Origin of the sequence: Klebsiella sp. A-Nf5 (assembly GCF_002810545.1) — a bacterium.
GTDB classification, from domain to species: domain Bacteria; phylum Pseudomonadota; class Gammaproteobacteria; order Enterobacterales; family Enterobacteriaceae; genus Klebsiella; species Klebsiella variicola.
This window is the reverse complement of sequence record NZ_PIOG01000039.1, coordinates 22,569-35,762: the sequence shown is the minus strand read 5'-3', so window position 1 is coordinate 35,762 and position 13,194 is coordinate 22,569. Positions and strand designations below refer to the sequence as shown.

General features: G+C 58.0%; 14 protein-coding genes. All 14 read left to right on the top strand.

From position 1 onward, the window contains the following. Positions 1 to 46: 46 nt before the first annotated feature. Positions 47 to 1,288, top strand: coding sequence for a beta-ketoacyl-ACP synthase II (gene fabF / locus CWM53_RS04635; RefSeq protein WP_061155078.1), 1,242 nt, complete (start codon positions 47 to 49; stop codon positions 1,286 to 1,288). Positions 1,289 to 1,414: 126 nt separating this feature from the next. Next, positions 1,415 to 2,224 (top strand): aminodeoxychorismate lyase, encoded by an 810-nt coding sequence (gene pabC / locus CWM53_RS04630; protein ID WP_074386332.1) that lies wholly within the window; start codon positions 1,415 to 1,417, stop codon positions 2,222 to 2,224. 1 nt (position 2,225) lies between these two features. Continuing rightward, the gene (yceG, locus tag CWM53_RS04625; protein ID WP_100632024.1) at positions 2,226 to 3,248 is read left to right on the top strand and encodes a cell division protein YceG; all 1,023 of its coding nucleotides are present in this window, start codon (positions 2,226 to 2,228) and stop codon (positions 3,246 to 3,248) included. Then, positions 3,238 to 3,879: a dTMP kinase gene (tmk, locus tag CWM53_RS04620; RefSeq protein WP_008805990.1), complete on the top strand. Its 642-nt coding sequence runs from the start codon at positions 3,238 to 3,240 to the stop codon at positions 3,877 to 3,879. The genes yceG and tmk overlap by 11 nt, the downstream gene beginning before the upstream one ends. Then, positions 3,876 to 4,880, top strand: a complete 1,005-nt coding sequence (gene holB / locus CWM53_RS04615; RefSeq protein WP_074386330.1) for a DNA polymerase III subunit delta' — start codon at positions 3,876 to 3,878, stop codon at positions 4,878 to 4,880. Before tmk ends, holB begins: the two co-directional genes overlap by 4 nt. Positions 4,881 to 4,890: 10 nt before the next feature. Next, positions 4,891 to 5,685, top strand: coding sequence for a metal-dependent hydrolase (locus tag CWM53_RS04610; protein WP_074386329.1), 795 nt, complete (start codon positions 4,891 to 4,893; stop codon positions 5,683 to 5,685). Positions 5,686 to 5,981: 296 nt separating this feature from the next. Beyond that, positions 5,982 to 7,415, top strand: a complete 1,434-nt coding sequence (gene ptsG, locus CWM53_RS04605) for a PTS glucose transporter subunit IIBC (protein WP_008805993.1) — start codon at positions 5,982 to 5,984, stop codon at positions 7,413 to 7,415. Between the two features lie 261 nt (positions 7,416 to 7,676). Next, on the top strand, positions 7,677 to 8,033 hold the full coding sequence (hinT, locus tag CWM53_RS04595) for a purine nucleoside phosphoramidase (RefSeq protein ID WP_004204571.1): 357 nt from the start codon (positions 7,677 to 7,679) through the stop codon (positions 8,031 to 8,033). A 4-nt stretch (positions 8,034 to 8,037) separates the two neighbouring features. Next, positions 8,038 to 8,412, top strand: coding sequence for a YcfL family protein (locus CWM53_RS04590; RefSeq protein WP_002900683.1), 375 nt, complete (start codon positions 8,038 to 8,040; stop codon positions 8,410 to 8,412). 21 nt (positions 8,413 to 8,433) lie between these two features. After that, positions 8,434 to 9,072 (top strand): penicillin-binding protein activator LpoB, encoded by a 639-nt coding sequence (gene lpoB / locus CWM53_RS04585; protein ID WP_162678317.1) that lies wholly within the window; start codon positions 8,434 to 8,436, stop codon positions 9,070 to 9,072. After that, positions 9,053 to 9,880, top strand: coding sequence for a thiamine kinase (gene thiK / locus CWM53_RS04580; RefSeq protein WP_074386328.1), 828 nt, complete (start codon positions 9,053 to 9,055; stop codon positions 9,878 to 9,880). The genes lpoB and thiK overlap by 20 nt, the downstream gene beginning before the upstream one ends. Before the next feature lie 23 nt (positions 9,881 to 9,903). After that, positions 9,904 to 10,914 (top strand): beta-N-acetylhexosaminidase, encoded by a 1,011-nt coding sequence (gene nagZ, locus CWM53_RS04575; RefSeq protein WP_162494430.1) that lies wholly within the window; start codon positions 9,904 to 9,906, stop codon positions 10,912 to 10,914. 35 nt (positions 10,915 to 10,949) lie between these two features. Beyond that, positions 10,950 to 11,492, top strand: coding sequence for an alpha/beta hydrolase YcfP (ycfP, locus tag CWM53_RS04570; RefSeq protein WP_002900775.1), 543 nt, complete (start codon positions 10,950 to 10,952; stop codon positions 11,490 to 11,492). A gap of 245 nt (positions 11,493 to 11,737) precedes the next feature. Continuing rightward, entirely contained in the window at positions 11,738 to 13,042 is a 1,305-nt protein-coding gene (locus CWM53_RS04565) for an NAD(P)/FAD-dependent oxidoreductase (protein ID WP_008805997.1), read from the top strand. Positions 13,043 to 13,194 lie beyond the last annotated feature (152 nt).

The window sequence follows — 13,194 nt, the reverse complement described above, 5'->3', positions numbered from 1 at the left end:
TTTTTTTGTCCCACAAGAATCTATTTTCCCTCCCTGGAGGACAAACGTGTCTAAGCGTCGTGTAGTTGTGACCGGACTGGGCATGTTGTCTCCTGTCGGCAATACCGTAGAGTCTACCTGGAAAGCTCTCCTTGCCGGTCAGAGTGGCATCAGCCTGATCGACCATTTCGATACTAGCGCCTATGCAACGAAATTTGCTGGCTTAGTAAAGGATTTTAACTGTGAGGACATCATCTCGCGCAAAGAACAGCGCAAGATGGATGCCTTCATTCAATATGGAATTGTCGCTGGCGTTCAGGCCATGCAGGATTCTGGCCTTGAAGTGACGGAAGAGAATGCAACCCGTATTGGCGCCGCTATCGGCTCCGGTATTGGCGGTCTCGGCTTGATCGAAGAAAACCACAGTTCGCTGGTCAACGGCGGACCGCGTAAGATCAGCCCATTCTTCGTTCCTTCCACAATTGTTAACATGGTGGCCGGGCATCTGACCATTATGTTTGGTCTGCGTGGACCAAGTATCTCTATCGCGACCGCGTGTACTTCAGGCGTGCACAACATTGGCCAGGCCGCGCGCATTATCGCCTATGGCGATGCCGATGCGATGGTGGCAGGCGGTGCGGAAAAAGCCAGTACCCCGCTTGGCGTGGGTGGCTTCGGCGCGGCGCGTGCGCTCTCCACGCGCAATGACAACCCGCAGGCGGCGAGCCGTCCGTGGGATAAAGATCGCGACGGCTTTGTGCTGGGCGACGGCGCGGGCATGGTGGTGCTGGAAGAGTACGAGCATGCAAAAAAACGCGGCGCGAAAATCTATGCCGAGATCGTTGGCTTTGGGATGAGCAGCGATGCTTATCATATGACGTCACCGCCGGAAGATGGCGCGGGTGCCGCGCTGGCGATGGTGAATGCCATTCGCGATGCGGGCATCGAACCGGGTCAGATTGGCTACGTCAACGCCCACGGCACCTCGACGCCGGCTGGCGATAAAGCGGAAGCGCAGGCGGTTAAGTCTGTATTCGGCGATGCGGCGAGCCGCGTCATGGTGAGCTCCACCAAATCCATGACCGGGCATCTTCTGGGCGCGGCAGGGGCGGTAGAGTCGATCTACTCTATTCTGGCGCTGCGCGATCAGGCGGTTCCGCCGACGATCAACCTCGATAACCCGGATGACGGCTGCGACCTCGACTTCGTTCCGCACGAAGCGCGTCAGGTTTCCGGTTTGGAGTACACCCTGTGCAACTCCTTCGGCTTTGGCGGCACTAACGGTTCGTTGATCTTCAAAAAAGTGTGACAGGGCTTGCCCCGGTACTGCTTTAACAAAAGGCCCGTTTGTCGGGCCTTTTTTTATTCAGTTTTCTCCGCTTGTCCTCTGCTCTGGGTCCTGAGACACTGACCGACCAGTGAAAAGGAGTCCTTTATGTTCTTGATAAATGGCGTTGCACAGGACACGCTGGCGGCGAACGATCGCGCCACCCAGTTTGGCGACGGCTGTTTTACTACCGCCCGCATTCAGCAGGGGCAGGTTGCGCTGCTGACGGCTCATCTGGCGCGTTTGCAGACAACCTGTGAAAAATTACGTATCCCGTTTCACGACTGGTTGACACTGAGCGAAGAGATGCAGCGTCTGGCGCGGCCGCACGCGCAGGGCGTGCTGAAGGTGACCCTCACCCGCGGCGTTGGCGGAAGGGGATACAGTACGGCGGGCTGCGTTTCGCCCACCCGCATTCTCAGCGTCTCTCCATTCCCGGCACATTATGCGCGCTGGCGGGAGGAGGGCATTATCCTGACCCAGAGCCCGGTGCCCCTGGGTCGCAACCCCTGGCTTGCCGGCCTGAAGCATCTTAATCGTCTTGAGCAGGTGCTGATCCGCTCTCATCTTGAGCAGACGGACGCCGATGAGGCGCTGGTCCTTGACAGTGACGGGTGGCTTACGGAATGCTGTGCCGCGAATTTATTCTGGCGTCAGGGACGGGATGTATTTACTCCGCGACTCGATTACGCCGGGGTCAACGGCATTATGCGGCAGCGCTGTATCGCGCAGCTGGCACCATCGACATTTCGTGTTGTCGAAGTGACAGCGCGTCCTGAGGCATTGCGGGAAGCCGATGAAGTGCTTATCTGCAATGCGCTGATGCCGCTGGTGCCGGTTCGTCGCTGGGAGGAGACCGTCTGGTCCTCGCGCGAGCTTTACCATTTTTTAGCCCCTTTGTGTGAGCTGTCTGGTTAGTATGAAGAAAATGTTACGTTTTATTCTGCTGTTGGTGGTGGTGCTGGGCATCGCTGCAGCGGCAGGCATGTGGAAGGTACGCCAGCTGGCGGACAGCAAGCTGCTGATTAAAGAAGAGACCGTCTTCACCCTGGAGACCGGTACCGGCCGTCAGGCGTTGGGTCAGGCTCTTTATCGCGAAAAGGTAATCAATCGCCCCCGCGTTTTCCAGTGGCTGCTGCGGGTGGAACCTGAGCTGTCTCACTTCAAAGCCGGGACCTATCGCTTCACGCCGCAGATGACGGTACGCGAGATGCTGCAGCTGCTGGCCAGCGGTAAAGAGGCGCAGTTTCCGCTGCGCTTTGTCGAAGGCATGCGCGTCAGCGACTACCTGCGCCAGCTGCGCGATGCCCCGTACGTGAAGCACACTCTTGATGATGATAGCTACGCGACGGTGGCTAAGGCGTTAGGTCTTGAGCATGCCGACTGGGTGGAGGGCTGGTTCTGGCCGGATACCTGGATGTACACCGCCAATACCAGCGATATCGCCATCCTCAAGCGTGCGCATCAGAAAATGGTCGCGGAAGTGGCGAAGATCTGGGAAGGACGGATGGAGAATCTGCCCTATGCCGATCAGAACCAGCTGTTGACCATGGCCTCGATTATTGAGAAAGAGACCGCGGTGGCGGAAGAGCGCGACCGCGTCGCGTCGGTATTTATCAACCGTCTGCGCATCGGTATGCGCTTACAGACCGATCCGACCGTGATCTACGGGATGGGCGAGGGGTATACTGGTAAACTAACGCGTAAGGATCTCGAGACGCCGACCGCATACAATACCTATACCATCAGCGGCCTGCCGCCTGGTCCTATCGCGGTGCCGGGCGAGGCATCGCTGAAGGCGGCCGCCCATCCGGCGAAAACGTCATATCTCTATTTTGTCGCCGACGGGAAAGGGGGCCATACGTTTACCACAAACCTGGTCAGTCATAACCGTGCGGTGCAGGACTATTTGAAAGTACTTAAGGAAAAAAATGCGCAGTAACTATATCGTCATCGAGGGGCTGGAGGGCGCCGGGAAGACCACCGCACGTCAACTGGTGGTGGAGACGCTGCAGTCGGCAGGTATTCACGATATGGTGTTTACCCGCGAGCCGGGGGGCACTGTCCTTGCCGAAAAACTGCGTAGCCTGGTGCTGGATATCCAGTCCACGGGTGATGAAGTCATTAATGATAAAGCGGAAGTGCTGATGTTTTACGCGGCGCGCGTCCAGCTGGTGGAGACCGTGATTAAGCCTGCGCTGGCCCGCGGCCAGTGGGTGATCGGCGATCGTCACGATCTGTCGACTCAGGCTTATCAGGGCGGCGGCCGGGGAATCGACCGTACGATGCTGGCGACGCTGCGCGATGCGGTACTCGGCGATTTCCGCCCCAATCTGACGTTGTACCTCGACGTCACGCCGGAGGTGGGGCTGCAGCGCGCCCGGGCCCGCGGCGAGCTTGATCGCATTGAGCAGGAGTCCATGAACTTCTTCAATCGTACCCGTGCGCGCTACCTTGAGCTGGCCGCTGCAGACCCGTCGATCCGCACGGTTGACGCGACCCAGCCGCTCGACGCCGTCGCTCGCGACATTCGCGCCACGATCGCCCAGTGGATGGCGGAGCAACCGGCATGAAATGGTATCCGTGGTTGCGTCCGTCGTTCGAGCAACTGGTCGGTAGCTATCAGGCCGGACGAGGCCACCACGCCTTACTGTTACAGTCTCTGAGCGGAATGGGCGGTGAGGCGTTGATTTACGCGCTGTGCCGCTTCCTGATGTGCCGCCAGCCCGAAGGGCATAAAAGCTGCGGCCACTGCCACAGCTGCCAGCTCATGCAGGCCGGCACGCATCCTGATTACTATCCGCTGGCCCCTGAAAAGGGTAAGAGTGCGCTGGGCATTGATGCGGTGCGCGATGTCAACGAAAAGCTCTATGAGCGCGCGCGCCTTGGCGGGGCGAAAGTGGTGTGGATTAGCGATGCCGCTTTACTGACAGATGCCGCCGCCAACGCGTTGCTGAAGACGCTGGAAGAGCCGCCGGAAAATACCTGGTTCTTCCTCGCGTGCCAGGAGCCGGCGCGTCTGCTGACGACCCTGCGCAGCCGCTGTCGTCTGCACCACCTGTCGCCGCCGACGGAATCTTATGCTCTGGCCTGGCTGGAGCGTGAGGTGAGCCTGCCGCAGGAGGCGCTACTGACGGCGTTGCGTCTGTGCGCCAGCGCGCCAGCCGCGGCGCTCGAACTGTTACAGGAGCCGCAGTGGACGGCGCGTCAGCAGCTGTGTCAGGCGCTGGCAAGCACCCTGGCGAGCGGTGACTGGCTGGCGTTGCTGCCGATACTCAATCATGAACAGGCGGCGGTTCGCCTGCACTGGCTGGCATCGCTGCTGGTCGATGCGCAAAAACGACAGCAGGGGATTGCCCTGGTAAGTAACCCGGACGTCTGGCCGCTGCTGGAGCAACTGGCGCACAGCCTGCCCGCCGCCCGGCTGCAGGCGATCGCCTATGACGTCTGTACCTGCCGCGAGCAATTGCTGAACGTCGTCGGCGTCAACCGCGAACTGCTGCTCACCGAGCGCTTGCTGCGCTGGGAACATTACCTGCAACCCGGGACGGTTTTACCCGTATCCCACCTCTGAGTGAGACATTATGTTTTTAGTCGACTCCCACTGCCATCTTGATGGTCTGGATTATCAAACCCTGCACAAAAACGTCGACGACGTTCTGGCAAAAGCGGCCGCGCGTGATGTGAAATTCTGCCTGGCGGTCGCCACGACGTTGCCCGGCTACCGCAGTATGCGTGAGCTGGTGGGGACGCGTGATAACGTCGTCTTCTCCTGCGGCGTGCACCCGTTAAACCAGGACGAACCCTACGATGTGGAGATGCTGCGCACGCTGGCGGCGGAAGAGGGCGTTGTGGCGATGGGGGAGACCGGTCTGGATTATTTTTATACCCCGGAAACCAAAGCCCAGCAGCAAACCTCATTTCGCGACCACATTCGCATTGGCCGCGAGCTGAATAAGCCGGTGATCGTCCACACTCGCGACGCGCGCGCCGATACCCTGGCCATTTTACGCGAAGAAAAGGTGACGGATTGCGGTGGCGTACTACACTGTTTCACTGAGGACAGGGAGACAGCGGGTAAATTGCTCGACATGGGGTTCTATATCTCGTTTTCCGGCATCGTCACTTTTCGTAACGCCGAGCAGCTGCGCGATGCGGCGCGCTATGTTCCGCTGGATCGTCTGCTGGTGGAGACCGATTCGCCGTACCTGGCGCCAGTCCCCCATCGCGGCAAAGAGAACCAGCCGGCGCTGGTCCGTGACGTTGCGGAATACATGGCGGTGCTGAAAGGTGTGTCGCTGGAGCAACTGGCCCAGCAGACCACTGACAATTTTGCCACCCTGTTCCACATTGACCCCGCCCGCTTGCAACCTGCTTGATCTGCCTATTATTTTAAGGCTCGTAATTAATAACCAAAGCGAGTAAAGTTCACCGCCACAAAAGTGGCGGTGAAGGTTTTTTGGCAACATCCAGATACAACTTATGTAAGCTGATGTAAATTTTTACCGGAAGGCTGATTGAAACGTGATAGCCGTCAAACAATCATCCTGTTAATTATTTTACTCTGTGTAATAAATAAAGGGCGCTTAGATGTCCTGTCCACGGCACGGTTCTCCCCCCGGGCCAATGCGTGAAAACGTAAAAAAGTACCAAATACTCAGGAGCACTCTCAATTATGTTTAAGAATGCATTTGCTAACCTGCAGAAGGTCGGTAAATCGCTGATGCTGCCGGTATCCGTACTGCCTATCGCAGGTATCCTGCTGGGCGTCGGTTCCGCAAACTTCAGCTGGCTGCCAGCCGTGGTCTCCCACGTTATGGCAGAAGCAGGCGGTTCAGTTTTCGCCAACATGCCGCTGATCTTCGCTATCGGTGTGGCCCTCGGCTTCACTAATAACGACGGTGTATCCGCACTGGCTGCAGTCGTGGCTTACGGCATCATGGTGAAAACCATGGCGGTTGTTGCGCCGCTGGTGCTGCATTTACCTGCTGAAGAGATTGCGGCAAAACACCTGGCTGATACCGGCGTGCTTGGCGGTATTATCTCCGGTGCTATCGCCGCGTACATGTTCAACCGCTTCTATCGCATCAAGCTGCCAGAATACCTGGGCTTCTTTGCGGGCAAGCGCTTTGTACCGATTATCTCTGGTCTGGCCGCTATCTTCACCGGCGTGATCCTCTCCTTCATTTGGCCGCCGATCGGTTCCGCGATCCAGACCTTCTCCCAGTGGGCTGCTTATCAGAACCCAGTGGTAGCGTTTGGCATCTACGGTTTCATTGAGCGTTGCCTGGTGCCGTTTGGTCTGCACCACATCTGGAACGTTCCTTTCCAGATGCAGATCGGCGAATACACCAACGCGGCTGGTCAGGTGTTCCACGGCGATATCCCGCGCTACATGGCAGGCGACCCGACCGCGGGCAAACTGTCTGGCGGCTTCCTGTTCAAAATGTACGGTCTGCCGGCAGCGGCTATCGCGATTTGGCACTCTGCTAAACCGGAAAACCGCGCCAAAGTGGGCGGTATCATGATCTCCGCCGCGCTGACCTCGTTCCTGACCGGTATCACCGAGCCGATCGAGTTCTCCTTCATGTTCGTGGCGCCGATCCTGTACGTTATCCATGCCATTCTGGCGGGTCTGGCGTTCCCGATCTGTATCCTGCTGGGTATGCGTGACGGTACCTCGTTCTCCCACGGCCTGATCGACTTTATCGTCCTGTCCGGTAATAGCAGCAAGCTGTGGCTGTTCCCGATTGTCGGTATCTGCTATGCGATCGTGTACTACGTCATTTTCCGCGTGCTGATTAAAGCCCTGGATCTGAAAACACCGGGTCGTGAAGATACCACCGAAGAGAGCAAAGCTGGCGCAACCAGCGAGATGGCTCCGGCTCTGATCGCCGCTTTCGGCGGTAAAGAGAACATCACCAACCTCGACGCATGTATTACTCGTCTGCGTGTTAGCGTGGCGGATGTAGCGAAAGTTGACCAGGCTGGCCTGAAAAAACTGGGCGCCGCTGGCGTGGTAGTGGCAGGTTCTGGCGTACAGGCCATCTTCGGTACCAAGTCCGATAACCTGAAAACTGAAATGGATGAGTACATCCGTAACAGTTAAGACGTAGTATCGGGGAGACTAAGGCAGCCAATTGGCTGCCTTTTTTACGTTACGAGGTGAGGTTTTCTGTGGCGATAACCCTGGAGATTGTCCGGCAAATGCTTAATCCCTCAGCAGCTAAGTCTATAGTTGAATAAGAAAAACTGCTTTCAGGTTGAAAGAGAGGGAGGATGTCGCTCATACTCTTATCTGAACCTGTGCGTCCGCGTTTATCTGCAGAAGCAGGCCAGCGTATGGGATAAAACTAATAAGGAATCAGTCATGGCAGAAGAAACGATTTTCAGCAAAATCATTCGCCGGGAGATCCCGTCGGATATTGTCTATCAGGATGAGCTTGTGACCGCTTTTCGCGACATCTCCCCGCAGGCGCCCACCCACATTCTGATTGTCCCGAATGTTCTGATTCCTACCGTGAATGACGTCACCACCGAACATGAGCTGGCGCTGGGCCGGATGATGACCGTCGCGGCGAAGATCGCCCGCGATGAAGGTCTTGCCGACGATGGCTACCGTTTGATCGTTAATTGCAACCGCCACGGCGGCCAGGAAGTTTACCATATCCACATGCATCTGCTGGGCGGTCGTCCGCTGGGCCCGATGCTGGCGCATAAAGGCTAAGGCCATGCTCAGGACCCTTTTGGGCGCCTGCCTGGCGGCGGGACTGCTGGCCGGATGTAGTTCACATCCGGAGATCCCGGTTTCTGACCAGCAGGCGCTGGTGATGGAATCGAGCGTGCTGGCGGCCGGGATCAGCGCCAGCGAGCCTGCCGTGGTGGCGACGGAGATCCAGGCCACTGCCTCCTCGACGCTGTATAACGAGCGCCAGCAGCCCGTCACCGTGCATTATCGTTTTTTCTGGTATGACGCCCGAGGTCTGGAGATGCACCCGCTGGACGCACCGCGCACCATCGTGGTCCCGGCACGCTCTTCGGTGACATTGTATGGTAGCGCCAATATCCTGGGGGCGCATAAGGCCCGCCTTTATCTTTATCTGTAAGGGGTAATTATAATGATGAAAATGTGTCGCTATGCGTTAATCACAGCACTGGCGATATTCCTCGCAGGTTGTGCGGGGTTACGTGAGAAGCCTGCGCCGGTCGAAGAGGCCAAACCGCAGCCGCAGCAGCCTGCGCAGCCGCAGCCAACGGTGCCGACTGTGCCGGCGGTTCCTGCCGTACCGTCGCAGCCGGGGCCCATTGAGCATCAGGATCAGCAGTCGGGCCAGCCGGCGCCGCGCGTGCGTCATTATGACTGGAACGGCGCGGTCCAGCCGCTGGTGGGGCAGATGCTGCAGGCCAGCGGCGTCAATGCGGGCAGCATTCTGCTGGTTGACAGCGTGAACAACCGCACCAACGGTACGCTGAATGCGGGAGAAGCCACTACCGCGCTGCGTAATGCGCTGGCCGGCAACGGCAAGTTTACGCTGGTCTCGGCGCAGCAGCTGGGGGTCGCCAAACAGCAGCTGGGCCTGTCGCCGCAGGACAGCCTCGGCAGCCGCAGCAAAGCCATGGGTATCGCCCGCAACGTGGGCGCGCAGTATGTGCTTTACTCCAATGCCACCGGCAACGTCAACGCGCCTGAACTGAAGATGCAGTTGATGCTGGTGCAAACCGGCGAGATTATCTGGTCAGGTAAAGGTGCTGTTCAGCAACAATAAGCTGACGCGCGATGAGCTCTTGTCGCGCTTCTTCCCCCGTTATCATCCTGTCGCCTCGCTGAGCCAGAATGGCCTCAGCGGCGGCAGTGTGATTATCAGCGACGGCGACCGGCGGCACGTGCTGCGTCAGCCGCACGACCCGTCAGCCGCTTCCTGTTATTTTCGCCGTCAGTATCGCGCGCTCCGCCAACTGCCTGCCAGGCTGGCGCCAGCCCCGCTGTTTTACTCACCCTGCTGGATGGTGGTGGAATATTGCGCGGGGGAGGTGAAAAGCGAGTTACCGGCCTGCGCGATGCTGTCAGACTTATTGTATGACGTGCATCAGCAACCGCGATTCGGCTGGCGTGTTACCCTCGCACCGCTGCTGGCCCAGTACTGGCAGACGTGCGATCCGGCACGACGCACGCCGCGCTGGCTGCGCTGGCATCAGCGGCTGCGCCGCCAGGGCGAGCCCCGTCCTCTGCGGCTGGCGCCGCTGCATATGGACGTCCATGCCGGCAATATTATCCACAGCGCATCCGGCTTGAGGCTGATCGACTGGGAATATGCCGGCGATGGCGATATCGCGCTGGAGCTGGCCGCGGTGTGGATTTCCCCTCACCAGCGCCGCCAGCTGGTGGCGGCCTATGCCCGGCGGGCGGCTATCGACGCGCAGCAGCTTTGGCGGCAGGTTGCACGCTGGCGCCCGTGGGTCTTGCTGCTGATGGCGGGGTGGTATGAAATGCGCTGGCGGCAGAGCGGCGATCGGCAATTTATCACGCTGGCAGATGAAATATGGTGTCAGTTAGACAACGAACGTAAAGAATAAGAGAGGTCAGTGTGGGCCCAGTCATGTTGGATGTCGAAGGGTATGAACTGGATGCGGAAGAGCGAGAGATTCTGGCGCATCCGCTGGTGGGAGGATTGATCCTCTTTACCCGTAATTATCACGATCCGGCGCAGCTGCGGGAGCTGGTGCGCCAGATCCGCGACGCCTCCCGGAACCATCTGGTGGTGGCGGTGGATCAGGAAGGGGGGCGTGTTCAGCGTTTCCGTGAAGGCTTTACCCGTTTACCGGCGGCCCAGTCTTTTGCCGCGCTGCTGGGGATGGAAGAGGGGGGCAAACTGGCCGCCGAAGCCGGCTGGCTGATGGCCAGCGAAATGATCGCCATGGATATTGATATCAGCTTTGCGCCGGTGCTGGACGTCGGCCATATCAGTGCCGCGATCGGCGAACGTTCTTATCATGAAGATCCGCAGAAAGCGCTGACGATGGCGCGTCACTTTATTGACGGCATGCACGCCGCGGGCATGAAAACCACCGGTAAACACTTCCCGGGGCACGGGGCGGTGACTGCCGATTCGCACAAAGAGACCCCGTTCGATCCGCGTCCGGCATCGGTGATTCGCGACCACGATATGGCGGTGTTCAAAAGCCTCATCGCCGAACAGCGTCTGGATGCCATTATGCCTGCGCATGTGATTTACCCGGAGCTCGACCCGCGCCCGGCCAGCGGCTCAGCGTACTGGTTAAAAACGGTGCTGCGCGGCGAGCTGGGCTTCGACGGAGTGATTTTCTCAGACGATCTGTCGATGGAAGGGGCGGCGATCATGGGCAGCTATGCCGAACGCGGTCAGGCGTCGCTCGACGCCGGTTGCGATATGATACTGGTCTGCAATAATCGTAAAGGCGCGGTCAGTGTGCTGGATAACCTGTCGCCGATCAAAGCAGAGCGTGTTACGAAATTGTATCATAAAGGTTCCTTTTCCCGTCAGGAGTTAAGGGATTCAGCCCGTTGGAAAACGGTGAGTGCCCAGCTGGAGCAGCTTCATGCGCGCTGGCAAGAGGCGAAGTCCGCGTAACGCTCTGTGGGGCGTTGTTGTCAGGTGAGGATGCGATGATTATCTATTTACACGGTTTTGACTCGAACAGCCCCGGTAACCATGAGAAGGTGATGCAGCTGCAGTTTATCGACCCGGACGTGCGGTTGATTAGCTACAGCACGCGTCACCCCAAGCACGACATGCAGCATTTGCTGAAAGAGGTCGATAAAATGCTGCAGCTTACCGCCGATGACCGGCCGCTGATCTGCGGCGTCGGCCTTGGCGGATACTGGGCGGAGCGGATTGGTTTTCTGTGCGATATCCGCCAGGCGGTGTTCAATCCAAACCTGTTTCCGCATGAGAACATGGAAGGCAAAATCGACCGCCCGGAAGAGTATGCTGACATCGCGACCAAGTGTGTGACCAACTTCCGTGAGAAGAATCGCGATCGCTGCCTGGTGGTGCTCTCCCGGCAGGACGAAGCGCTGGACAGCCAGCGTTCCGCCGACCTCCTGCACCATTATTATGAAATTATCTGGGATGAAGAGCAGACTCATAAGTTTAAAAACATCTCGCCGCACCTGCAGCGGCTGAAAGCGTTTAAAACCCTCGGTTAAGCCTTTTCCCCTGTCATCAAACCCGCGCCGTGTTCACCGCGCGGGTTTTTTTCATGTCTACACTTATTGGTTTCGCTGAAAAAATACGCGACAAAACTTGATGCATATCAATTTTGGTATGACCAATGCACCGTTCATGGTATTCTCGACGGTGCTGAATGGTTTCATTGACGTAACTTGTTGTTAAATAAAGGCTATTATCATAACTTTTATTTAACAATTGGTTAATAATTTTAGGGGTACACATGACTACGCCATTGAAAAAAATCGTAATTGTGGGTGGCGGCGCTGGCGGACTGGAACTGGCAACTCAGCTGGGGAAAAAGTTAGGGCGCCATAAAAAAGCGAAAATCACCCTGGTGGACCGTAACCACAGCCATCTGTGGAAGCCGCTGCTGCATGAAGTGGCGACTGGTTCTCTGGATGAAGGTGTCGATGCGCTGAGCTATCTGGCCCATGCCCGCAACCACGGTTTCCAGTTCCAGCTGGGTTCGGTGGTCGATATCAACCGCGAAGGGAAGACCATCACCCTCGGCGAGCTGCGCAATGAAAAAGGCGAGCTGTTGGTGGCTGAGCGTAAACTGCCGTACGACACGCTGGTGATGGCGCTGGGCAGTACCTCGAATGACTTCAATACCCCTGGCGTGAAAGAGAACTGCATTTTCCTCGACAACCCGCATCAGGCGCGTCGTTTCCATCAGGAAATGCTCAACCTGTTCCTCAAATACTCCGCCAATCTGGGTGCCAACGGTAAAGTGAACATCGCCATTGTCGGCGGCGGTGCTACCGGCGTGGAGCTCTCCGCTGAACTGCATAATGCGGTGAAACAGCTGCACAGCTACGGCTACAAAGGGCTGACTAACGAAGCGCTGAACGTCACGCTGGTCGAGGCGGGCGAGCGTATTCTGCCGGCACTGCCGCCGCGCATTTCCGGGGCGGCGCATAATGAGCTGACCAAGCTGGGCGTACGGGTGCTGACGCAGACCATGGTCACCAGCGCGGATGCGGGCGGCCTGCACACCAAAGATGGCGAATATATTGAGGCGGATCTGATGGTCTGGGCGGCCGGGATCAAAGCGCCAGATTTCATGAAAGAGATCGGCGGCCTGGAAACCAACCGTATCAATCAGCTGGTGGTCGAACCGACGCTGCAGACCACCCGCGACGCGGATATTTTCGCCATCGGCGACTGCGCCTCCTGTGCGCGTCCGGAAGGCGGCTTTGTCCCTCCGCGTGCCCAGGCAGCGCACCAGATGGCTACCTGCGCGCTGAACAACATCCTCGCGCAGATGAAAGGCAAACCGCTGAAGGCTTACACCTATAAAGACCATGGCTCGCTGGTGTCGCTGTCTAATTACTCCACCGTCGGCAGCCTGATGGGTAACCTGATGCGCGGCTCGATGATGGTGGAAGGGCGCATTGCGCGCTTCGTGTACATTTCCCTGTACCGTATGCACCAGATCGCCCTGCACGGCTACTTTAAGACCGGCCTGATGATGCTGGTCGGGCGCATCAACCGCATCATTCGCCCGCGCCTTAAGCTGCACTAATTGTTGTCTCTACCCGGAGCGCACCCTGGCGGTGCCTCCGGGCTCGTCTGCTGAAACGGCGGCGATCCCGCTCAGAATCCTCTGAATCCCTTTGATTTGCTGCGAATTCTCGCACTTTTCATCCGCTATCTGATTTGCGCCTTCCCGGCTCC